The organism is Rhizobium leguminosarum, assembly GCF_010668065.1.
GTDB lineage: Bacteria > Pseudomonadota > Alphaproteobacteria > Rhizobiales > Rhizobiaceae > Rhizobium > Rhizobium leguminosarum_S.
The window spans coordinates 278,551-298,774 of the sequence record NZ_WUEN01000007.1; the positions used below are offsets into that span (position 1 = coordinate 278,551).

A 20,224-nucleotide genomic window follows, 5' to 3' on the forward strand; every position below is an offset into this window, starting at 1 on the left:
CATATGGACGGCATTCTGTGCCCGGCCGACCGCGTCGGCCGGGCACAGCGTCTTGTGGATTGTCCTTACCCGGCTTCGCATAAGCTGCGATTTACGCTAAGCTGCTGATAAGGAATTGATTCGACGGGAATTTTGCTTCTTGCGAAATCCAGATCCATAAACTAAGTTGATTGAACTAAGTTTATGGATGCCGAAGCCGAGATGCGAATCATCAACATCCACGAAGCAAAGACTCATCTGTCGCGGCTCGTCGAAAACGCGGCGAACGGTGAGGTCTTCGTGATCGCCAAGGCCGGCAAGCCGCTGGTCAAGGTGGTGCCGCTCGATGCCGGCGGTGCGCAGCAGATCCGGCGTGTCGGTTTCCTGAAGGGGCGGATCTCCGTGCCGGATGATTTCGACAGCATGGATCTGCAGGACGTCGCAAGGTTTTCAAAACCGCGATGAAGCTCCTTCTCGACACGCTGCTGCTGATCCTGCTTGCGGAGGATTCGCCGAAACTGCCGACTGCTGCGAAGGAGTTGGTCGCCGATCCGCTCAACCAGCTGTTCTTCAGCCCCGCAAGCTTTGGTGAACTCAGCGCCAAGCACGCCGTCGGCCGCGACGATTTCAATCTCGATCCGCCGCTCTTCTACCGTGCCCTCATCGACAACGATTATTGCGAATTGCCGATCACCGTCATGCATACGCTGGCGGTGCATCGATTGCCGGCAATCCACGCCGACCCCTTCGACCGGATCCTCATCGCGCAGGCGATCGTCGAGGGCATTCAGTTGCTGACGACGGACGAGACCGTCGCGCTCTATCCCGGTCCGATCCGGCTGTTTCGGTGACGGGCTTAGCTGTCCCGATGGGAATCGCATCCCATTGCGCAGCCTGTGTCCCGCGCGAACAGGATGATTTTAGGCCGGGTCGGCCTAAAATCTGAATCCTGTTCTACATCATATAGTGAGAGCATGGTGTCGTCCGAAAACCGATCACACTTTTCGGCATCATGCTCTAGCGGTCAGCTTGCAAAGGCGATGAGATTACCGTCGGGATCGCGGATGATGAAGGTCTGGGCGCCCCATGGTTCGGCCCTGAGGCCCTGATGAAAAGGGACGTCCGATGCCGTGTATTCCAGGAACAGCGCCTTGGCGTCATCGAGCGTGATGGTCGCCGACAGTGCATCCTCTTCCCGAAGCCGGAAATCCGGATGGAACAAAGGCATGTCGGAAGATCGGAGATTGAGCCGCGCCGCGCCCCGGAAAACCTGCGCGTAAAAAGGCGGCTCGCCATAAATGAAGGCGAGCTCGAAGCCGAGCCTGCCGGTGTAGAAATCGCAGGAAGTGGCGATATCGCGGACGAAGAGCTGCGGCTGCGCATCGATGAAAGTCGGCTTTTCGGGTCTTGTCTGGAGGGGCGGTTCCATTTTTGCCAGTCCTTGTTTCAGCGCTGTCCAGCTTTCGAAACCTTCCTTCGCCGCCACCAGCTCCTGCGCGTCGGCGAGCTTGAAATCCAGCTTGAGGATCTCAAGGTCGTCCAGGCTGGAGTAACGGGGAAGCCATCGCCGGATTTCAGCGGCGACCGGATAATATCTGTCCTGATGCCAGCGTTTATAGAGCTTGGCTCGCTTGCGGAGGTTTTCGAAATTCGGCATGGCGCATGGTTGAAGATTATGGGCGGGCATAGCCCAGCCGGCACAATGCCGATGCGCCCCACGGAAAACGCGATGTCAGAATGAAGGGATGCCCAGAGATCGTCAAGCCTTTGGCTGACGGTCCCCGGCTTTTAGCTCGCGAAGCGGCCGGCGTCGGCGCCGTAATAATTCAGGTAACGGTCCGAAATGCTGGAGATCGGCAGCACGATCAGCACGTCGGTCGTGTTGAAGGCATGATCGACGACCGCGTGGGAGCCGACCATCGCACCGAGGCGCAGATAGCCCTTGATCAGCGGCGGCAGGGCCATCAGCGCCCGCTTCGGGTTGATGGCCTCGACCGGCATCAGGTCCATGTTGCGGGCCAGATGCGGCAGGGCGCCGACGGCCCATTCGTTCTTCGCCAGTACGTTGTGGTAGAGGAAGGACAGCGCCAGCGCGTGGCTTTCGAGATAGACGCCGGGGAAAGAGGCGCAGCCGAACATGGCGCTGACGCCGTGCTTCAGCGCGTAGGCCCAGTTGCCCTGCCACAGCAGCTCGACGGTGCGCTTGGTGCGGTATTCCGGCAGCACGCAGGAGCGGCCGAGCTCCATGAAGCGCTTGTCTGGATGTTTGGCGATGAGGCTCTCGATTTCGAATTCGGAAGCCGAGTAAAAACCGCCATTGGCGATGGCGACATCCTGACGCAGCAGCCGGTAGGTGCCGACGATCTGGTCTTCCGGGTCGCCCTCGATCGAGCGGTCGAGAACGAGAAGATGGTCGCAGACGGCGTCATAGGCGTCGACATCGCGCTGGCGGCGCATGGCGTCCAGCGGCAGCTGCGCCTTCATTTCGTCGACGAAGACGCGGTAGCGCACGGCCTGGGCGGCATCGATCTCGCGTGCCGTGCGGGCAAGGCGGGTCTCCAGATTGCCGATGCGGCCGAGGATATCGCCGTCCTTCTGCACGGCAGCCGTCGAGGGCCGTGCAGCCTCCGCCGTGGTGTCACGATTCAGGATGTCGATGGCGGACATGACGATTCTCCCGTTGCCGGCTTATCGACGCCATAAAACACTTCTCTACGACAGGAAAGTGACATTTTGAATTTCCAGGCGCAAGAAGCGTGCCGGTTTCCGAGGCGCTCACCGCGCCTCTGCCCGGCGGGCGGAAAGGGCGGCGACCGCCTGAACTTCGGTCAGCAGCCGCACCGGATCGACCGGCTTTATCATGACGCGGTTGGCGCCGTTGAGCAAGACTTGGCGGCGCGATTCGTCGCTCTTGTCGGCAGTCAGCACAATCACCGGCACCGAGGCGAGATCGAGCCGCCGCTCGTGGCCGCGCAGGCGTCCCAGCATGTCGATGCCGTTACCACCAGGCATCGAGAGGTCGCTGATAATGATATCGGGCCGGTCATTCGCCTCGCAGAGCGCGTAGTCGAGCAGCGTCTCGAAATCCTCGACATGGCGCACCTTATGTCCGCCCTTTTCCAGGACGACGCGCACCAGCATGGCATTGATCGGATCGTCCTCACCGAGCAGGATGCTGAGCCCGCGGGCGGCAACCATTGTCTCCGTCGCCGAAAGGCCGAAGCCCGGCTGGTTGTCGTTCAACGCGTCGCGCTTCTCCATGCCGCGCATGCGCCCGCGCAGCACGTCGATCAGCGACTGTTCGCGCAGCGGCCGGATGAGCCAGGCGTCGAAGAGGTCGAGCGGGTGGGCGCTGCGCTCTTCCGGATTGACGAGCAGGACCTTGCGCAGGCCAAGTGCGGCGATGTCGGCGCGATCGGCAAGATGGGCGGAAAATTCCGCCGACATCCGGTGGTCGATGATGATATCGGTCGGCCGCCGTCCGCTCTTTGCCAGCTCGAGCAGTGTTGCCCGCGCCGTCTCGCCGTCGCCGACGAGATGGCAGAGGCCGCCGAGCGCAGAGATCGTTTCGGCGATGGCAGTGCGCGCCGCACCTGCCGGCGCCAGCAGCACGACGCTGTTGCCTGAAAGCAGCGTGTTTCGCCGGTCGGGGCGCTCGCTGCCGATATCGACAGGGAAGCGGATGGTGAATTCGCTGCCTCTGCCCTTTTCGCTGGCAACCGTCAGCGCGCCGTTGAATTCGCGCATGATGCGGGCGGAGATGGCAAGGCCGAGCCCGGTCCCGCTGCTCTTGTCGGCAACGCTCCCGCCCTGCTCGAACTCGCCGAAGACGCGCGCCTGCTCCTCCGCCGTCATACCGGGACCGCTGTCGGTCACGGTGATCGAGAGGTCGTCGCCGTCGAGCGACACGCGGATGAAGACGCCGCCGACCTGGGTGAACTTCACGGCGTTGCCGATGACGTTGAACAGAACCTGGCGCAGCCGCGCCGGGTCGAAGCTCATATTTTCGGGCACGTCGGATGACACGGTGGCTCCGATCTCGATACCCTTTTCATGCGCCCGGTGGGCGAGCATCTCGACGACGCTTTCCAGAAGCTTGCGCAGCGATTCCGAGCGCGGGTGCAGCGCGAAGCGGCCGACCTCGATGGTGGAGAAATCGAGCAGGTCCTCGACGAGCTGCGTCAATGCATGGCCGGACTGGCGGATGTTTGCCAGATAGTTCTGCTGTTCCTGCGTCAGCCGCGTCTCGGCGATCAGATGCGTCATGCCGAGGATGCCGGAAAGCGGCGTGCGCACCTCGTGGCTGACGGTGGCAAGCAATCTCGATTTGGCGGCGCTGTTATATTCGGCCTTCTGGCGGGCCTCCTCGCGGCCCTGCGCGATCAGCCGCTCGTCGGTCACGTCGCGGGCAACGCTCTGCAACAGCAGGCGGCCGTTCGCAGGGTCGCGGGTAACGACATCGCGCCAGAGGAAGATGCGCTGGCCTTCCGGCGTCGAAATCTCGACATCGTAGCAATGCGGTATCGGACCGGGGCGGAAGGCAAGCCCGATCTCCTCGCAGCTGCGTCCTTCCGGACGCAACCGCCCGGTCAGGCGGCGAAACGTGTCGTTGGCGGAGATGATGCGCCGGTCCATGGTGCGGCTGACTGTGATGTCGCCGAGCACGTCGTGCACGTCGGCGAACAGCTTTGCGCCGGCGTTCCAATCCGGCATGGGTTGACCGGGGCGCTGCCCGGCCCTGCGCGAGCGAACCATCAGCAGGGCATAACTGGCGATGACGGCCAGGCCAAGAACGACGAGACCGCCCGAAAGCAGCAGCGGATCGCCGGCATGGGCAAGCAGCATCAGGATCGTTGCGGCAAGAAGGCCGGCGCCGCCCAGCCAGTAGAACAGCAGGCGCCGTGTCGGTGCAGGCCCGCCCTGGCGGTCCTCAGCGCCCCGGGGTGCGGCTGCGTTCGGCCGTGGGGAAAAGACCTCCATCCGCTTCTCAAGCGGCTTGGCGGCGGGTCCACCGAAGGCGGCGGACAATCTTTCCTGCAACTGTCCCAGGTTCTGCATGCTATCTGGGTAACATGAGGCCCGTTCCGAATGCCTTCAGGATTTCGATAAGATTTTAGCGGCCGGCCTTTTTCGGCAACAGCAGCTCGTCGAGAATGACGCAGCCGGCCCCGATGGTGATGAAACTGTCGGCGAGATTGAAGACCGCGAAGGACCAGCTCTCGGTGTAGAAAAGAATGTAATCGATCACATGCCCATAGGCGAAGCGGTCGACGAGATTGCCGATCGCGCCTGCGATGATCAGCGCATAACCGAGATGGGCGATCCAGCGATCCTTCGCCGTGCGGTACCACAGCCAGATGACGAAGGCGACGATGACGAGCCGCATGCCGACGATGAACCAGCCGTCCATGCCGGATAGCATCGAAAAGGCGACGCCGAGATTATAGGTCCGATAGAGCGCCAGCATCGGAACGACGGGCACCGCCTCCTGCAGCGGCAGGTAATGATCAACGGCGATCTTGACGGCCTGGTCGATGAGAACGGCGACGACGATGAAAAAGAGGATCGGCGCCGGGCGCGAAAACAGCGCCGGGCGTGCATGCGTCTGTTCGGTCATTTGCCCTCGGCAAGTGAGAGGAGATGGCGGCGTGCCTCGAAAAGCATGACGGCGGTGGCGACGGCGAGGTTCAGCGAATCGGCGCGGCCCTGCTGCGGGATGCGTGCAAGCGCGTCGGCCTCCCTGGCCAGCTGCTCCGGCAGGCCCGATTGTTCGTTGCCCATCAACAGCACGACGGGCTTTTTCCGGTAGTCGATCGTCCGGTAATCGACCGCCCCGGCAAGATGTGTCGCGACGACGGAAACGCCGGCCGATTTCCGCCAAGCGATGAATTCCTCAGGCGTCGCCCGCGCGACCGGAACGGCAAAGACCGAGCCCATCGTGGCCCGCACCGTTTCGAGCGAGAAGGGATCGGTCGTTTCTCCGAGAAGTATGATGCCGGAAGCCCCAGCCGCATCGGCGGTGCGGATGATGGTGCCGAGATTGCCGGGGTCGCGGACTCGATCGAGCGCCACCCATGTCTCGCCCTCGCTCAGTCGGATACCCTTAAGCGGCGTCCAGCGCTGTTCGAAGATGCCGACCACCATCTGCGGATTGTCGCGGCGGGTGATCGAGGCGATCACCTTTTCGCTGACCTCAAGCACCAGCCCACCCGAGGCGACGGTCTTTGCCGCCATCTGCTCGACCAGCGGCTTGCCCTTGGCGGCCTTGGCATAGACCAGCGTGCGGATCGCCCAGCCGAGTTCGATCGCATCGATGACGAGCTTCAGTCCTTCGGCGAGGAAAGTACCGCTTTCCTCGCGCGACTTCTTGTTCGTCAGCGCCTTGATGTCCTTGATGATCGGATTGGCGAGCGAAGTGACTTCCTTCACCTGCCCGACCCTGCGCGGTCCCTGATCGTGGAAGTCCTTGCTCATTTCGGCACCCAGCGGGAAAAGAGGGAGGTGGAAAGCGCGCGGCCCTGCGTCTTGCCGTCGGTGCCGGCTTCGCGAATCACCAGCTCGCCGGATTCGACCACACCGCCAGCGCCCCGCATCGTCTCGCGCATCAACTCGTGGATCGAATAGAAGCTGGCGCGGATCGAATAGGCCGTCAGCACCAGGCCCACTGCCTTTGGCGACAGGATCTCGCGGCAGACATCGAGCATCAACGGCAGATGCTCGAAAAGATGCCAGACTTCGCCATTGGGGCCGCGGCCGAATTTCGGCGGATCGGTGAGGATGATATCGTACTGGCTGCCGCGGCGTTCCTCGCGCAGGATGAATTTCATTGCATCCTCGCAGATCCAGCGGATCGGCAGCTTCTCCATGCGCCCGAGCGCCTGGTTTTCCCGCGCCCAGCCGATCGCCTTCTTCGAGGCGTCGACATGGGTGACCTCGGCGCCGGCCGCGGCGGCAACCAGCGAAGCGACGCCGGTATAACCGAAGAGGTTCAGCACTTTCAGCGGCCGGCCGGCCTTTTCGACCTGCTCCTTCATCCAGCTCCAGTGGACGACCTGCTCGGGGAAGACGCCGACATGGCGGAAGGAGGTGAAGCGGCCGAGAAAATCGACGCCGAGCAGGTTGAGCGGCCAGGTCTCGCCGAGCGCCTCCTTCGGGAAGCGCCAGCGGCCGGTGCCTTCCTCGTCGGTGTCGCCGGTGAAGGCGGCATCGACCTTTTCCCAGATATGGGGGGGCAGAGAAGGCCGCCACAGCGCCTGGGCTTCCGGACGGATGATGCGATAGGGGCCGTATTGCTCGAGCTTTTCGCCGTTGCCGCTGTCGATCAGATGAAAGTCGCCGGCCCCGAGCGATTCGAGGATGACGGGCACGCGCTCAGTCGGGCGCTCGCCGCTGCGTGTCATCAGAGGACGCGCGACGGCGGCAGGCACGGCGGCACCCTCGCGCACAGCCTCACGGCTTGCCGCGGGCCGCGCCACCGGCTTCGGCGACCGGCCTGCCCGATCGTCCCTGCGGCTTTCATCGGAAGGACCTGATGTTTTCTTCTGGCCCGGCCGGCCTTCTCTCTGTTTCAACGTGCTCTTCCGCGTCTCTGTCGGGGTGTCTTGTCGGATTTGCGTCGGCTGCAGGCCCGCGCGTCTTTTGAAACGCGCAAAGCGCATTGCGGCACTTTGAATATGCAGTAGCGCAAAAAAGCGGGGCGGATCAACTGCGCTGCCGGCCAAGCCCGGGCAAGGGGAGGGTTTTCCCGGCGCGGCGCCTACTTCAAGCCCTCGGAGGCCTGTGTGCGAAGCCAGCTTTCCGCCGCATAGAGGGCCGCGACATGCATCGACTGCATGATGACGGCACCGGACTGCAGCTCGGCGAGGACGGCAGCAAGATCCGCAAACAGCAGTTCGACCTTCTCTCCGGGGTCGAAAGACGGTTCACCGGCCCGGCTGAGACCAAGCGCCAGCCAGCTCGTCACCATATTGCTCTGGCTGGCGGCATTCGGATAGGAGGTGAGCAGCTTGACGAAGGTCGAGGCTTCATAGCCGGTTTCCTCCCGGAGTTCGCGCCGGGCCGCCGCCATCGCCGCATCGCCGGTCTTGCTGTCGCCGGGTTCGAGGCTGCCGGCGACCAGACCGAGCACGATCTCGCCGCGGCCGTGTCGGTATTCCCGTGTCAGCAGCACGCGCCCGTCAGGCATCACAGGGATGACGTTGATCCAGTCGGGATAGTCGAGCACATGGAAGGGCGCGACGACGGTTCCATCGGCGGTGACGCAATCGTCGCTCCGGACCCGGATCCAGCGATCCTCATAGGTGATGCGGCTTGCCGTCACGCTCCAGGGCTTCAGTTCGTCGTTCATCGGCCCAGCCCCTATGTGTGTCAGATCGGAACCCGGCAGATAACATTCCGTGCCGCCTTGGCAAAGCGCTTTCCCGCTGGGATAAGATGAGCGAATCGAAGATGGGGCCATTGAATGGATTTCACCGGCGAAGAACGCATCGCCGCGCCGCGGGACGTCGTCTGGGCAGCACTCAACGATCCCGAGATCATGCGCGGCTGCATTCCGGGCTGCCAGAGCATCGAGCGGCTGTCGCCTGATGTCTTCGAGGCGACGATCAAGGTCAGGTTCAGCCTGCTCTCTGCCACCTTCCACGGGCTGCTGACGCTTTCCAATGTCGAGGCACCGAAGAGCTATACGCTGTCGGCCGAAGGCAAGGGCGGCCTTGCCGGCTTCGCCAGGGGCAGCGCCGATATCGTGCTCGAGGAACGGGGTGCCGAGACGATCCTGCACTACCGGTCTAAGGCCGAACTCGGCGGCGGGCTCGCCCAGCTCGGCGCCCGCCTGCTCGATTCGACCTCGCAGAGGCTCGCCGAAGGGTTCTTTTCGGACTTCAATGCCGCCGTCGTCGCGAAGATGGCGGCCGGTTAGGCTTGGCGCGGGCGGAGGGTTTGTTTAAATCGGCATGATGACGTGGACCATCAGGCCGCCGCGGGCGGAAGACCAGGAAATGCTTGCGGAGATTTACCTTTCCGTGCGCCGCGAAACATTCGTCTGGGTCGATCCGGGCAAATTCCATCGCGAGGATTTCGCCGCCCATACCAATGGCGAGACGGTCTTCGTCTGCGCGCATGAAAGCGGCAGCGTCGCCGGCTTCCTGTCGCTTTGGCCGGAGGACGATTTCATCCACATGCTCTACCTAAAACCGGAATTCCAGGGTCAGGGTGCAGGCACGGCGCTGCTGCACGCCCTGCCGGAATGGCCGCAACACCGATACCGGCTGAAATGCCTGGTGAAGAACCGGCGGGCAAAGGCGTTCTACCTCGTCCACGGTTTCCAGGTGACCGGCTACGGCACCTCGCCGGAGGGCGATTATGAGGAACTGAGCTTTTTTCCGGCTTGACGGCAGCCGAACCCGAGCCAATCGAATACTGACCAGTCTTACCGCGCTGGCAGTTGCCCGGCGATTTCCTCGGCGCGGCTCTTGTGGCGGTCGGCCTCGCTTTGCCAGCGGATGGCTTCCTTGGCCTCGGTGCGGGCGCGCTTGCGGTGTTTGCCCTGGCTGAACCAGGTGGCGGCGGCCCCGATCAGCATGCCCGTGATCAACGCGACGACCAGGAAGACGAAGAAGGGCGCGGAAACTGCCAGCACCTGGTCTTCCGGCCGGAACGGATTGAAGGCGAGCGTGACGCTCTGCCGGTTGGCGACGCAGAAGACGATGAGGATGACGCCGAGCGGCAGCAGAATCAACAGGTTGACGATCTTCTTGGCCATTTGAGGTCTCCACGCGGCAGATTGCGCCGGTCTTTTTGCAGGGCGCGTTTCATGCTTGCAGCACTATGTGTCCTTGTAGAACACGCAAAGCACGATGCGTTACCAGAATAGGAAAACGGCCCTCGAGTTCAAGTGCGGTTTCGCCGCAGGCAGCGACGGCTCAATCCTCTTCGTCGGCCTGGCCGGGATTAAGCCGCTCGCGCAGCTCCTTGCCGGTCTTGAAAAAGGGAACCCACTTCTCCTCGACGAAGACGGTATCGCCGGTCCGCGGGTTGCGTCCGGAGCGCGAAGGGCGGTTCTTGACCGAAAAGGCGCCAAAGCCGCGCAATTCGACTCGGTTACCCGCAGCCAGTGCATCCGTGATCTCGTCGAGAACCGCGTTGACGATATTCTCGACGTCGCGATGATAGAGATGCGGGTTGCGTGCGGCAACAATCTGCACCAATTCGGACTTGATCACTTTCGCCCCCTTAAATTATTGATTTCTTATCAATCGTGGCCAACCTGCCAAACTGAAAGCAGCCCGTCAAGAAGCAACTTTGGGGGCAGGATTCCATTGATATCCTGGGTTTTCATGAGATCATCATAACCGAAGATCGTAATCAACCGAGAAACAGCCCCAGCGAGCAGAAAGGGCGTATTGCTCTTCTTGTCCCAGTCCACCATCGGCAGATCGCTGTCGACGCCGCGTGACGTCAGATAGGCACGGATCTCAGCCTCGCCGCCGATTGCATCGACGAGTTTCACCTTCAGCGCCTGGCGGCCGGTATAGATCGTGCCGTCGGCCAGTTTCAGCACCTCGTCGCGCGGCAGCTTGCGCCGGTCGGCGACCAGGTCGACGAACCAGTTATAGCTGTCGACCACCATGTTGCGGATCATCGCCTTGGCTTCCTCGCTCGCCTCGTGGAAGGGCGAGGGCTCGGCCTTCAGCGGCGAGGACTTGATCTCCTGCAGCGAGACGCCGATCTTGTCGAGCAGCGGCTGGATCTGCGGATACTGGAAGATGACGCCGATCGAGCCGGTGATCGAGCTGTCACCGGCAATGATCGTATCGCCGGCGGTGGCGATCATGTAGCCGGCGGAGGCGGCAAGCGTGCGCACGTCGGAGACGACGGGCTTCTTGACCGATATCGCACGGATCGCCTTGAAGATTTTTTCGCCGCCATAGGTCGTGCCGCCGGGCGAGGAGATCGAAATCACCGCTGCCTTCACCTGGTCGCTGGTCTCGACCTTCTTCAGCCGCTCGAGAAGCTCGTCGTCGTCGACGATCAGCCCGGATATCGTCACATGGGCGATGTGCGGGCGCTGCGTCCCGGCATCGCCGAGGGCAAAGCGGTAGAAGGCGAAACCAAGTGCCACGATGAGGGCCACCGCGATGAGGCGCCAGAAGCCCAGCTTGCGGCGCAACCGCCGGCGATCCGCGATGATCAAACTGTCCATAGAAACCTCCAGCGCTGGCACCGGCCTCGGCATGCCGCCGATCGATCCGGTGAAATAGGGTGGCAGCGGCCCGTACGAATGCCACTTTTCAATGTTTTTCCGTTTTGTTGCTTGTTGCAGAAAAAATTCCATATTGGCAAGCCAATGTAATAATGCGAAACGAACTGTGATTGGCGGCCGGCTTTGTTATCGAGGCGCGGCGATCACCGCACATGGACGAGGCCTATGCTCGATACCCTGAAGAACAACGGACATGCCGCCTATTCAGGGTCCGGCAGGAATGCCTATGGCGATGCCTTGTTCCATTCCGCCCGCGTGCGGCGCCTGAAGATATTGCTGCCTGTGGCGGCCCTTATCGTTTCAGCCGCTGTTGGCGCCGTGACGGTGATCCGCACCTATCTGCCCGAAAACATCAAGATGGAAGGCGCCAAGATCGAGAACGGCAAGGTCGTGATGGAAAAGCCGGCGATATCAGGTCGCAATTCCGACGGCATCAATTATTCGATGCTGGCCGAAAGGGCGCTGCAGGATATCCGCAATCCCGATCTCATCACCCTCGAAACCATCAAGGCCGCCGTGCCGATGAATGACGGTCTGATCGCCCGCGTCGTCGCCTCGACCGCCGATTACAACCGCGCTACCGACAACCTGCATATGACGGCCCCCTTCACCCTGGTGCTGAGCAGCGGCCTCAATGCGAATTTCCAGTCCGCGCAGCTCGACATCAAGGGCGGAAACATGCGCAGCGACGACCCCGTCACCATCACCAAGGACAATGCCTCCATTGTTGCGAAGACGCTTCAGATAACCGATAAGGGACGGGTGATCACATTCGAGGGGAATGTTCGCATGAATGTCGATCCATCCACCATCCATAAACAGGGCACTTAACCAGCCGGGTCATCCATGACAAAAGATTGTCGCATTTCCACTTGCAAGACAGGCATGGCATTCATTGCCGGCGCATTTGCCCTTATTCTGACGGCCACGGGCGCCGGCGCGCAGGCGACGGCCACGATGCCGGGCATGAAGCTGTCCAACGACCAGCCGATCCAGATCGAAAGCGACAAGCTGGAGATCCACGACCAGGAACACACCGCGCTCTTCACCGGCAACGTCAAGGTCGTCCAGGGGACGACGACGATGCAATCCGGCAAGATGACCGTCTATTACAAGGACAAGGCGGCAAAGCCGGCCGCTGACGGCGCCCAACCGCCGGCCCAGCCCGCGGCACAGCCGCAGCAGTCGGCCTCGCTTGCATCGGGAAGTGCCGATATCGACAAGATCCTGGTGACGGACAAGGTCTTCCTGACCTCGGGCACGCAGACGGCGACTGCCGATGATGGCAATTTCGACATGGCCTCGCAGACATTCACCCTCACCGCGGATCAGGGGAACAAGGTTATTCTGTCGGACGGGCCGAACGTCTTTACCGGCTGCAAACTGACGGTTCACATGCAGACTGGCCAGGCGGAGCTTGAAAGCTGCGGCGGGCGTGTCCAGATTCAGCTCGATCCGAAATCGCAGCCGAATGCGCAGCAGCAGAAGCAGAACTGAGAAGCCGGCCTCCCACGTGAAATTATCATCGCTATCCACCATGTTCGGCAAGCCCGGGCCACAAGCTGCGGGCGCCGCCGACAAGAGCCGCTATCAGGGAACGCTGATCGCACGGGGTCTGACGAAGACCTATGCGACGCGGCGCGTCGTCAACGGCGTCTCGCTGGTGGTGCGCCGTGGCGAGGCCGTCGGCCTGCTCGGCCCGAACGGCGCCGGCAAGACCACCTGTTTTTACATGATCACCGGCCTGGTGCCGGTCGATGAAGGCACGATCGAGATCGACGGCAACGACGTCACGACCATGCCGATGTACCGCCGCTCGCGCCTCGGCGTCGGTTACCTGCCGCAGGAAGCCTCGATCTTCCGCGGCCTGACGGTGGAAGAGAATATCCGCGCCGTCCTCGAAGTGCATGTGAAGGACAAGGCCGAGCGCGAGCAGAAGCTGAATGAGCTGCTGGAGGAATTTCATATCCAGAAGCTGCGCAAAACTGCCGCCGTCGCCCTGTCCGGCGGTGAGCGCCGCCGCCTCGAAATCGCGCGTGCGCTTGCGACCGACCCGACCTTCATGCTGCTCGACGAGCCGTTTGCCGGCGTCGACCCGATCTCGGTTGCCGACATCCAGAATCTCGTTCACCATCTGACGGCACGCGGCATCGGCGTTCTTATCACCGACCACAATGTGCGCGAGACGCTGGGCCTTATCGACCGCGCCTACATCATCCATGCCGGTGAGGTGCTGACCCATGGCCGGGCGAACGACATCGTCAACAATCCGGAAGTGCGCCGGCTCTACCTCGGCGACAATTTTAGCCTCTGACGCCGGATCCGGATGATTTTAGGCCGGATCGGCAGAAATTCACCGTGCCGTCATAGTTCCGCTTGACCAAATACAATAAAAAAGCAATTTTTGGGCCAACTTGGATTTCCGTGGCCTGAAGCCTTGATCGGACGCGGTTTCCCGGAGGAATCGAGGGGAGTTTCGCGTCCGTCATGGCACTGTCCGCCAATCTTTTCCTGCGCCAGACCCAGTCTTTGGTGATGACACCGCAACTGATGCAATCCATCCAGTTGCTGCAGATGACTCATTTCGAACTCAACCAGTTCATCGCCCTGGAAGTGGAGAAGAACCCGCTGCTCGAATTTCCGTCGAATGACGGTGAGGCGGGCGGCGAACGCGGCGATGCCGAAGATGGAGAATATGCTCATCAGCCCGAGGATGCCGGCTCCGACGATGGCTACGACAACCGCGCCGACGCGCTCTCCAGCGACTGGTATGACAATGGCGGCAGCGCCAGCACCAGCCGGCTGAACGACGAACTCGACGCCAATTACACCAATGTCTTTCCTGATGACGGCGCCCCGCAGCGCCTCGATGCGCCGGAACTCGTCAGCCAGTGGAAGTCGATGCCGGGCAGCGGCGAGGGCGCCGACTACGATCTCGACGATTTCGTCGCCGGCCAGGTGTCGCTGCGCGATCATCTCGCCCAGCAGATCCCCTTCGTCCTGCCTGATATGGCCGACCGGCTGATCGCGCAGAATTTCGTCGACCAGCTCGACGACTGCGGTTATCTGCAGGCCGATATCGTCGAGGCGGGCGAGAGGCTGGGCACGAGCCTCGCACAGGCCGAGCGCGTGCTTGCCACCCTGCAGAGCCTTGATCCGCCAGGTGTTTTCGCCCGCAGCCTCGCTGAATGCCTGGCGATCCAGCTCAGGCAGAAGGACCGATACGACCCGGCCATGCAGGCTCTGGTCGAAAACCTCGAACTGCTGGCCCGGCGTGATTTTGCCACGCTGAAGCGGCTTTGCGGCGTCGACGAGGAGGATCTTCTCGACATGCTCGGCGAGATCCGTCAGCTCAATCCCAAGCCCGGCAGCGGCTTCGAAGCGGGTGTTTCCGAAGCGATCACGCCGGATGTAGTCGTCAGGTCCGCCTCGGACGGCGGCTGGCTGGTCGAGCTCAATCCGGATACGCTGCCGCGCGTGCTGGTCAACCAGTCCTATTTTTCCCGTGTGACGAAGAACGGCGAGGACCACGCCTTCCTCTCCGATTGCCTGCAGAGCGCCAACTGGCTGACCCGCAGCCTCGACCAGCGGGCAAAAACCATCATGAAGGTGGCAAGCGAAATCGTCCGCCAGCAGGACGCCTTCCTGCTGCACGGCGTCGATCACCTGCGCCCGCTGAACCTGAAAACGGTCGCCGAAGCGATCAAGATGCATGAATCCACCGTCAGCCGCGTCACGTCGAACAAATATATGCTGACGCCGCGCGGCCTCTTCGAACTCAAATATTTCTTCACCGTCTCGATCAGCGCCGTCGCCGGCGGCGACAGCCATTCGGCCGAGGCCGTGCGTCACAAGATCCGCGCGCTGATCCTGCAGGAGAGTCCGGAGGCGGTGCTTTCCGATGACGATATCGTCGACATGCTGAAGAAGGGCGGCGTCGATCTCGCCCGCCGCACCGTTGCGAAATACAGGGAGGCAATGAACATCGCCTCTTCGGTCCAGCGCCGCCGCGAGAAGCGGGCACTCGCCAAGGTCGCAGGCTTCTGACGCAGCAATGCTTCGACCTCGTTCGAAGCATCCGGCCCGCAAATCCCGCTATTCCTCTCCGGCGCCCCAGCGTCTTTTCAGACGCGCAACGGCGCTGCAACCCTTTGAATTGTCTTCAACGAAATCGAAATGCCGACCATGACGCCGCAAAATTCCAACCTTGCCAGGGAGCTTTTCCTGCTGCTGGTGCTGGCGAGCCTCTGGGGTTCCTCCTATAGCTTCATCAAGATCGGCGTCGAGACGATCCCGCCGATAACGTTGATCGCCGCCCGCACGCTGATTGCCGGCGGTATTCTGCTGGCCGTCCTGCGCCACCGGCGTGTCCGTCTGCCGCGCGATCGTGCCACTTGGCGGCGGTTTTTCGTTCAGGCCTGTCTGAACAGCGTCGTCCCCTTCACGCTGATCGCCTGGGCGGAACAGTCCGTCGACGCTGGATTGGCGGTGATCCTGAATTCGGCAACGCCGATCTTCACCTTCCTGCTGGCCGTGCTGATCGCCCGCCATGAGCAGGTGACGCTGCGAAGACTTTTCGGCGTCATGGCCGGGCTTGCCGGCATCTGCCTCGTCATCGGCGTCGAAGCGCTCGGCGGTCTCGGTGAAAACCTGATGGCGCAGCTTGCCATCATCCTGGCGACCATCTGTTATGCAGGTGCCGCGATTTTCAGCAAGAACTTCGAGGGGCTCGATCCCGCAGTGCCGGCGGCCGGCTCGTTGATCTCGGGCGCGGTTATTCTCTTGCCGATGAGCCTCGTCGTCGATCGGCCGTGGGAAATCGATCCTTCGGCGGCATCGATGCTGGCGCTGCTGGCCCTCTCCGCCTTTTCGACGGCGCTTGCCTTTGTGATCTATTTCCGTCTCGTCCAGACGCTGGGTTCGGTCGGAACCACCGCGCAGGCCTATCTCAGAGTGCCGATCGGCGTTGCGATCGGCATCGTCTTCCTCGGCGAAAGGCTGAGCCCGACGGCCTGGATTGGACTCGTCTGCGTCATATCAGGTGTCGCCGCCATGACGATCCCTGCAAGAAGGCGCGCAACGCAAGCGCGAAACGCGTAAAGTGGATGGGGTGGCGATCGGCGACATGCCTTGCCCGACAAGGTATCCGCCACACGCTGACCGCGTGCCGCCGAGGGTGATTCGGCGCCCTATTGACTTTTCGGCACGCTCTGGCTAGAAGCCCGCCGCAATCGATGCCGCGAACGGCGTCTGGAGTTATCCCCAGCATCAGAAGGGCACCAAGGACCCGCAGGCCTAAGCCGATCTTGCTTGAGATTGTGCGAAGTGCTTGGATGAACCTGAGGCTTGGCGTAAACTGATACCCGCAAACGACCATAAGAAGGGAAACTCCATGAGTGTGCGTGTATCCGGGAAACATATGGAAATTGGTGAATCGTTCCGTCAAAAGATCGAGGACCAAATTGGTATGGCCATCACGAAATACTTCGACGGGGGATATTCCGGCCAAGTGACCGTGGAAAAGGCGAGTTCTCGTTACTCGGCGGATTGCAAGCTGCATCTCGACAGCGGGGTGGTGCTGCATGCAGCCGGCGAGGCGACCGACCCGCAATTGGCTTTCGACGCGGCTTCCCAGCGGATCGAGAAGCGGCTGCGGCGATACAAGCGCAAGCTGAAGGACCATCACGCCGGAAGCCATCTGAATGGTTTTGCAGAGGTCTCCTACACGGTCATGGATTCCGTTCCTGATCACGATGATGAAATCGCCGACGATTTCGCTCCGGCCATCGTCGCAGAAAGCACGAAGCAGCTGAAGACCATGTCGGTCGCCACCGCAGTGATGGCGCTCGACATGACCGACGAGCCGCTTCTCCTGTTCCGCAGCCCCGGCAAGGAACATCTGAACATCGTTTACCGTCGGCACGACGGAAATATTGGCTGGATCGATTCAGCCAGTATCAAAGGCTGAGATCAGGGTGGTGAGCGGCGGTATTGCCGCCGCTCCTTGCATTTGATCCCGGCGACAGAAGGAAAAAGAAATGGCATTGGCAGATTTGCTCCATCAGGATGCGATCATTCCCGCCCTCAGAGTAAATTCCAAGAAACAGTTGCTTCAGGAATTGGCTGCAAGAGCCTCCAGGATCACCGGGCTTTCCGAACGGGAGATTTTCGACGTCATCCTGCAGCGCGAACGTCTGGGCTCGACCGGAGTCGGCAACGGCATCGCCATTCCCCACGGCAAGCTGGGAAACATCCATTCGATCGTCGGCATCTTCGCCCGGCTGGAGCAGCCGGTCGATTTCGAGGCGCTGGACGACCAGCCGGTCGATCTCGTGTTCCTGCTGCTTGCGCCGGAGGGCGCGGGCGCTGATCATCTCAAGGCTCTGTCGCGTATCGCCCGCGTGCTGCGCGATCACGATCTGGTCGCCAAGCTGCGCGCCACCGAATCCGCCTCGGCGATCTACGCCTTCCTCAACGAAGAGCAGACGTCGAACGCTGCCTGAGCTGCATTATCCCCGAAATGCACAAGGCGCCGGATCTCCCAGGCGCCTTTTGCATTATGAGGGGCTGGACGATCAGAACTCTTCCCAGTTGTTCTGCGCCACGACAGCCGAACCGCGCGACGATGAAGGGACTGAGCGGAACATGTCGAGTAAACCCGGTGCCGGCAGGCCCATCAGGCCACAGCCTCCGCGGTCCCATCATCATACGCCCGTCCATTCCTTCAAGATTTCATATCCTGTCTGCGACTTCCTCGCTCAAAGGGATCGAAGGTTGCGCCCCGGCCTTGAGGCATGCGAGCGAACCGGCAACCGCCGCACGGCGCAGCGCCGAGACAAAATCGAGGCCGTCGTCGAGGCTGGCGGCGAAATAGCCGCAGAACGTGTCTCCGGCGCCGACCGTATCGACAGGTTCGATCTTGAGACCCTGCGCCCTTGAAATCGCCCCGTCACGAATGGCGATGACCCCGTCGGCGCCGAGCGTCACGATCAGCGTCTGGCCCGTCTCCGCATGCAGATGCACAAGGGCTGCCTCGCGCGCTTGCGCGTCCATGCCCTCCTGCCCGGCGAGCCGCTCGAACTCGGTCTCGTTGGCAATGACGATATCGGCAAGCCGGCCGAGACGCGGGGCATCGGGGATCAGCGGCGCGAGGTTGAGGATGCTGGTGACGCCCTTGGCGCGGGCGGCCGACAGCGCGCCTTCGACGGCGGCAGCCGGCACTTCGAGCTGCAGCATCAGGATATCGCCGTCGTTCATGCGGCCGATCGCAGTTTCGGCATCGGCAGGTGTGACCTGGCCATTTGCGCCGGGAACGACGGCAATCATGTTCTCGCCGTCGCCGCCGACAAGGATCAGCGCCGTGCCTGTGGGACCGTCGACATGTTTGATCAGGGAAAGGTCGGTACCTGCATCATCGAGCAGGGCCAGCGCCTCCGCAGCGAAGGCATCCTTGCCGACGGCGCCGGCCATATGCACGTAGCGTCCGGCGCGCCGCGCTGCCAGCGCCTGGTTGGCGCCCTTGCCGCCGGCGGCCGTGGCAAAGCCGTTGCCGGCCACCGTCTCGCCGGGCTTCGGCAGGCGCTCGGTCGTGGCGATGAGATCCATGTTGATGGACCCGAAAACTGTGATCATGAATGTGTCCCGTCTTCTGGAGCATGCGGACGACATGATGCTCCTACTGTTTCATGCGGGCGAGACACTGCCCGAAGCGGTCACTCCTCGTCAACCACCCGCAGCTTCAGAAGACCGGTGCGGCTTTCCACCGATTTGGCCGCGGCTTCGCTGTCGCGGGCGGGCTTGGCTTCGCCGCCGCCGGCCTCGAATTCCAGCGCTTCGATCCTGGCGCCGCGCTTGGTGAGCTTGTCGGCTGACGTGACCACCATATCGATATCCTTCTGCGCCATGGCGAAATGACCCTGCAGTTTGCGCACCCGCTCGTCGAGGCGGCTGAGATCGTCCATCAGGATCGCCACTTCGCCCTGGATCAGATGCGCCTGCGCCCGCATGCGCTGATCCTTGAGCACGGCCTGGATGACCTGGATCGACAGCATCAGCAGCGACGGCGAGACGATGACGATGCGTGCGCGGTGCGCCTTCTGCACCACCGGTTCGAAGTGCTCGTGGATCTCGGCGAAGATCGATTCGGACGGCACGAAGAGAAAGGCCGTATCCTGGGTTTCCCCCTGGATCAGATATTTCTCGGAAATGTCCCTTATATGGACCTCCATGTCGCGGCGGAATTGCTGGCCGGCGATCTTGCCGGCCTCGGGGCTGACGGCGTCGCGGATCGCGTTCCAGGCTTCGAGCGGAAATTTTGCGTCGATCACCAGCGGCGGCGCACCGTTCGGCATGCGGATCGTGCAGTCCGGCCGCGAACCGTTGGACAGCGTCTGCTGGAAGGCGTAGGCGCCCATCGGCAGACCGTCGGCGACGATCGTTTCCATCCTGGACTGGCCGAAGGCGCCGCGCGTCTGCTTGTTGGACAGAATGGCCTGCAGCCCGACGACATCCTTGGCGAGCGTCTGGATATTGTTCTGCGCGGCATCGATGACCGCCAGCCGCTCCTGCAGCCGCTGCAGGTTCTCATGCGTCGATTTGGTCTGCTCGGTGATCGTCGAGCTGACGCGCTGCGACATTCCGTCGAGGCGTTGGCTGATCGTCTGGTTGAGTTCGCTCTGCCGCGCCCCGAAGACCTCGGTCATCGCCGCGATGCGGCCCTGCATCTCCGCCTGGATCTTCAAAAGCTCGGCCATGCGCGCTTCGTTTTCCTCAGCACGAAAGCTCGCTTCCTCCGCCTGCTCGCGGCGAAGGCTGGCGCCGCGCAGCAGAAGCACGATTACCAGCAGGGCGAGGGCGGCGAGAACGCCTCCGACAAGCGCCAGCATGGCCGGGCTGATCGAGGCAAGCGCAAGGGCGAGCGATTCGGAATGGATAGTCATGCCGCAGCATAACAGAAGAAATGGCGAGATATAGATCAAAACGTGA

The 20,224-nt window shown here is 62.1% G+C and carries 23 protein-coding genes; 11 read left to right on the plus strand and 12 right to left on the minus strand.

Features of this window, described 5'->3' with window-relative positions; all coding sequences use genetic code 11:
• Positions 1-201: 201 nt before the first annotated feature.
• Positions 202-444 (plus strand): type II toxin-antitoxin system Phd/YefM family antitoxin, encoded by a 243-nt coding sequence (locus GR198_RS21030; protein WP_029873905.1) that lies wholly within the window; start codon positions 202-204, stop codon positions 442-444.
• Positions 441-830: a type II toxin-antitoxin system VapC family toxin gene (locus tag GR198_RS21035; RefSeq protein ID WP_164055343.1), complete on the plus strand. Its 390-nt coding sequence runs from the start codon at positions 441-443 to the stop codon at positions 828-830. Before GR198_RS21030 ends, GR198_RS21035 begins: the two co-directional genes overlap by 4 nt.
• Before the next feature lie 173 nt (positions 831-1,003).
• Here the strand turns inward: GR198_RS21035 and GR198_RS21040 are convergent, their stop codons facing one another.
• The 7 genes from GR198_RS21040 to GR198_RS21070 form a co-directional block, all read right to left on the minus strand.
• Complete coding sequence (locus GR198_RS21040; protein ID WP_164069528.1) at positions 1,004-1,636, minus strand: bleomycin resistance protein; 633 nt, start codon at positions 1,634-1,636, stop codon at positions 1,004-1,006.
• Between the two features lie 131 nt (positions 1,637-1,767).
• Entirely contained in the window at positions 1,768-2,646 is an 879-nt protein-coding gene (locus GR198_RS21045) for a GNAT family N-acetyltransferase (protein ID WP_029873902.1), read from the minus strand.
• Positions 2,647-2,754: 108 nt separating this feature from the next.
• Positions 2,755-5,037 (minus strand): PAS domain-containing hybrid sensor histidine kinase/response regulator, encoded by a 2,283-nt coding sequence (locus GR198_RS21050; protein ID WP_029873901.1) that lies wholly within the window; start codon positions 5,035-5,037, stop codon positions 2,755-2,757.
• Between the two features lie 55 nt (positions 5,038-5,092).
• Entirely contained in the window at positions 5,093-5,596 is a 504-nt protein-coding gene (gene lspA / locus GR198_RS21055) for a signal peptidase II (protein ID WP_003544911.1), read from the minus strand.
• The gene (locus GR198_RS21060) at positions 5,593-6,453 is read right to left on the minus strand and encodes a TrmH family RNA methyltransferase (protein ID WP_164046407.1); all 861 of its coding nucleotides are present in this window, start codon (positions 6,451-6,453) and stop codon (positions 5,593-5,595) included. Before GR198_RS21060 ends, lspA begins: the two co-directional genes overlap by 4 nt.
• Positions 6,450-7,550, minus strand: a complete 1,101-nt coding sequence (locus tag GR198_RS21065; protein WP_164069529.1) for a class I SAM-dependent methyltransferase — start codon at positions 7,548-7,550, stop codon at positions 6,450-6,452. Before GR198_RS21065 ends, GR198_RS21060 begins: the two co-directional genes overlap by 4 nt.
• A 185-nt stretch (positions 7,551-7,735) precedes the next feature.
• Positions 7,736-8,326 carry an NUDIX hydrolase gene (locus GR198_RS21070; protein ID WP_164069530.1) on the minus strand — a complete coding sequence of 197 codons (591 nt, stop codon included), beginning with the start codon at positions 8,324-8,326 and terminating at the stop codon, positions 7,736-7,738.
• 114 nt (positions 8,327-8,440) lie between these two features.
• Here GR198_RS21070 and GR198_RS21075 point away from each other — a divergent pair, with 114 nt between their 5' ends.
• Entirely contained in the window at positions 8,441-8,896 is a 456-nt protein-coding gene (locus GR198_RS21075) for an SRPBCC family protein (protein WP_164069531.1), read from the plus strand.
• 37 nt (positions 8,897-8,933) lie between these two features.
• On the plus strand, positions 8,934-9,368 hold the full coding sequence (locus tag GR198_RS21080; RefSeq protein ID WP_164069532.1) for a GNAT family N-acetyltransferase: 435 nt from the start codon (positions 8,934-8,936) through the stop codon (positions 9,366-9,368).
• Positions 9,369-9,406: 38 nt separating this feature from the next.
• Here GR198_RS21080 and GR198_RS21085 read toward each other — a convergent pair whose 3' ends face one another.
• From GR198_RS21085 to sppA, 3 genes are all read right to left on the minus strand, one after another.
• Positions 9,407-9,739 (minus strand): LapA family protein, encoded by a 333-nt coding sequence (locus GR198_RS21085; protein ID WP_164046414.1) that lies wholly within the window; start codon positions 9,737-9,739, stop codon positions 9,407-9,409.
• 160 nt (positions 9,740-9,899) lie between these two features.
• On the minus strand, positions 9,900-10,199 hold the full coding sequence (locus GR198_RS21090; RefSeq protein ID WP_003544934.1) for an integration host factor subunit beta: 300 nt from the start codon (positions 10,197-10,199) through the stop codon (positions 9,900-9,902).
• Positions 10,200-10,228: 29 nt separating this feature from the next.
• A complete protein-coding gene (gene sppA, locus GR198_RS21095; RefSeq protein ID WP_164069533.1) occupies positions 10,229-11,179 on the minus strand; it encodes a signal peptide peptidase SppA in 951 nt (316 codons plus the stop codon).
• A 225-nt stretch (positions 11,180-11,404) separates the two neighbouring features.
• Here sppA and lptC point away from each other — a divergent pair, with 225 nt between their 5' ends.
• The 7 genes from lptC to ptsN all read left to right on the plus strand — a co-directional run bounded on the left by lptC (position 11,405) and on the right by ptsN (position 17,742).
• A complete protein-coding gene (gene lptC, locus GR198_RS21100) occupies positions 11,405-12,070 on the plus strand; it encodes an LPS export ABC transporter periplasmic protein LptC (RefSeq protein WP_029873893.1) in 666 nt (221 codons plus the stop codon).
• Between the two features lie 15 nt (positions 12,071-12,085).
• Positions 12,086-12,736, plus strand: a complete 651-nt coding sequence (locus GR198_RS21105) for an LptA/OstA family protein (protein WP_029873892.1) — start codon at positions 12,086-12,088, stop codon at positions 12,734-12,736.
• A 40-nt stretch (positions 12,737-12,776) separates the two neighbouring features.
• The gene (lptB, locus tag GR198_RS21110) at positions 12,777-13,553 is read left to right on the plus strand and encodes an LPS export ABC transporter ATP-binding protein (RefSeq protein ID WP_007633745.1); all 777 of its coding nucleotides are present in this window, start codon (positions 12,777-12,779) and stop codon (positions 13,551-13,553) included.
• A gap of 173 nt (positions 13,554-13,726) precedes the next feature.
• Positions 13,727-15,286, plus strand: a complete 1,560-nt coding sequence (rpoN, locus tag GR198_RS21115) for an RNA polymerase factor sigma-54 (protein WP_164069534.1) — start codon at positions 13,727-13,729, stop codon at positions 15,284-15,286.
• A gap of 129 nt (positions 15,287-15,415) precedes the next feature.
• Entirely contained in the window at positions 15,416-16,339 is a 924-nt protein-coding gene (locus tag GR198_RS21120; RefSeq protein ID WP_204328541.1) for a DMT family transporter, read from the plus strand.
• Positions 16,340-16,631: 292 nt separating this feature from the next.
• Positions 16,632-17,207, plus strand: coding sequence for a ribosome hibernation-promoting factor, HPF/YfiA family (hpf, locus tag GR198_RS21125; RefSeq protein ID WP_011650214.1), 576 nt, complete (start codon positions 16,632-16,634; stop codon positions 17,205-17,207).
• Between the two features lie 70 nt (positions 17,208-17,277).
• Positions 17,278-17,742, plus strand: coding sequence for a PTS IIA-like nitrogen regulatory protein PtsN (gene ptsN / locus GR198_RS21130; protein WP_003556082.1), 465 nt, complete (start codon positions 17,278-17,280; stop codon positions 17,740-17,742).
• Positions 17,743-17,971: 229 nt separating this feature from the next.
• Here the strand turns inward: ptsN and GR198_RS21135 are convergent, their stop codons facing one another.
• Together GR198_RS21135 and GR198_RS21140 are read right to left on the minus strand one after the other, a co-directional pair.
• Positions 17,972-18,871, minus strand: coding sequence for a ribokinase (locus GR198_RS21135; RefSeq protein WP_029873889.1), 900 nt, complete (start codon positions 18,869-18,871; stop codon positions 17,972-17,974).
• An 80-nt stretch (positions 18,872-18,951) separates the two neighbouring features.
• Complete coding sequence (locus GR198_RS21140) at positions 18,952-20,178, minus strand: DNA recombination protein RmuC (protein ID WP_164069535.1); 1,227 nt, start codon at positions 20,176-20,178, stop codon at positions 18,952-18,954.
• Positions 20,179-20,224: the final 46 nt, after the last annotated feature.

Excerpts from the sequence above, each read along its gene's own strand:
- sppA (WP_164069533.1), bottom strand. The coding sequence starts at position 11,179 with ATGGACAGTTTGATCATCGCGGATCGCCGGCGGTTGCGCCGCAAGCTG.
- GR198_RS21040 (WP_164069528.1), bottom strand. The coding sequence starts at position 1,636 with ATGCCGAATTTCGAAAACCTCCGCAAGCGAGCCAAGCTCTATAAACGC.
- hpf (WP_011650214.1), top strand. The coding sequence starts at position 16,632 with ATGAGTGTGCGTGTATCCGGGAAACATATGGAAATTGGTGAATCGTTC.
- GR198_RS21135 (WP_029873889.1), bottom strand. The coding sequence starts at position 18,871 with ATGATCACAGTTTTCGGGTCCATCAACATGGATCTCATCGCCACGACC.
- GR198_RS21070 (WP_164069530.1), bottom strand. The coding sequence starts at position 8,326 with ATGAACGACGAACTGAAGCCCTGGAGCGTGACGGCAAGCCGCATCACC.
- rpoN (WP_164069534.1), top strand. The coding sequence starts at position 13,727 with ATGGCACTGTCCGCCAATCTTTTCCTGCGCCAGACCCAGTCTTTGGTG.
- GR198_RS21085 (WP_164046414.1), bottom strand. The coding sequence starts at position 9,739 with ATGGCCAAGAAGATCGTCAACCTGTTGATTCTGCTGCCGCTCGGCGTC.
- GR198_RS21120 (WP_204328541.1), top strand. The coding sequence starts at position 15,416 with ATGCCGACCATGACGCCGCAAAATTCCAACCTTGCCAGGGAGCTTTTC.
- lspA (WP_003544911.1), bottom strand. The coding sequence starts at position 5,596 with ATGACCGAACAGACGCATGCACGCCCGGCGCTGTTTTCGCGCCCGGCG.
- GR198_RS21140 (WP_164069535.1), bottom strand. The coding sequence starts at position 20,178 with ATGACTATCCATTCCGAATCGCTCGCCCTTGCGCTTGCCTCGATCAGC.
- lptB (WP_007633745.1), top strand. The coding sequence starts at position 12,777 with ATGTTCGGCAAGCCCGGGCCACAAGCTGCGGGCGCCGCCGACAAGAGC.
- GR198_RS21060 (WP_164046407.1), bottom strand. The coding sequence starts at position 6,453 with ATGAGCAAGGACTTCCACGATCAGGGACCGCGCAGGGTCGGGCAGGTG.
- ptsN (WP_003556082.1), top strand. The coding sequence starts at position 17,278 with ATGGCATTGGCAGATTTGCTCCATCAGGATGCGATCATTCCCGCCCTC.
- GR198_RS21045 (WP_029873902.1), bottom strand. The coding sequence starts at position 2,646 with ATGTCCGCCATCGACATCCTGAATCGTGACACCACGGCGGAGGCTGCA.
- GR198_RS21080 (WP_164069532.1), top strand. The coding sequence starts at position 8,934 with ATGACGTGGACCATCAGGCCGCCGCGGGCGGAAGACCAGGAAATGCTT.
- lptC (WP_029873893.1), top strand. The coding sequence starts at position 11,405 with ATGCTCGATACCCTGAAGAACAACGGACATGCCGCCTATTCAGGGTCC.
- GR198_RS21075 (WP_164069531.1), top strand. The coding sequence starts at position 8,441 with ATGGATTTCACCGGCGAAGAACGCATCGCCGCGCCGCGGGACGTCGTC.
- GR198_RS21035 (WP_164055343.1), top strand. The coding sequence starts at position 441 with ATGAAGCTCCTTCTCGACACGCTGCTGCTGATCCTGCTTGCGGAGGAT.
- GR198_RS21050 (WP_029873901.1), bottom strand. The coding sequence starts at position 5,037 with ATGCAGAACCTGGGACAGTTGCAGGAAAGATTGTCCGCCGCCTTCGGT.
- GR198_RS21030 (WP_029873905.1), top strand. The coding sequence starts at position 202 with ATGCGAATCATCAACATCCACGAAGCAAAGACTCATCTGTCGCGGCTC.
- GR198_RS21105 (WP_029873892.1), top strand. The coding sequence starts at position 12,086 with ATGACAAAAGATTGTCGCATTTCCACTTGCAAGACAGGCATGGCATTC.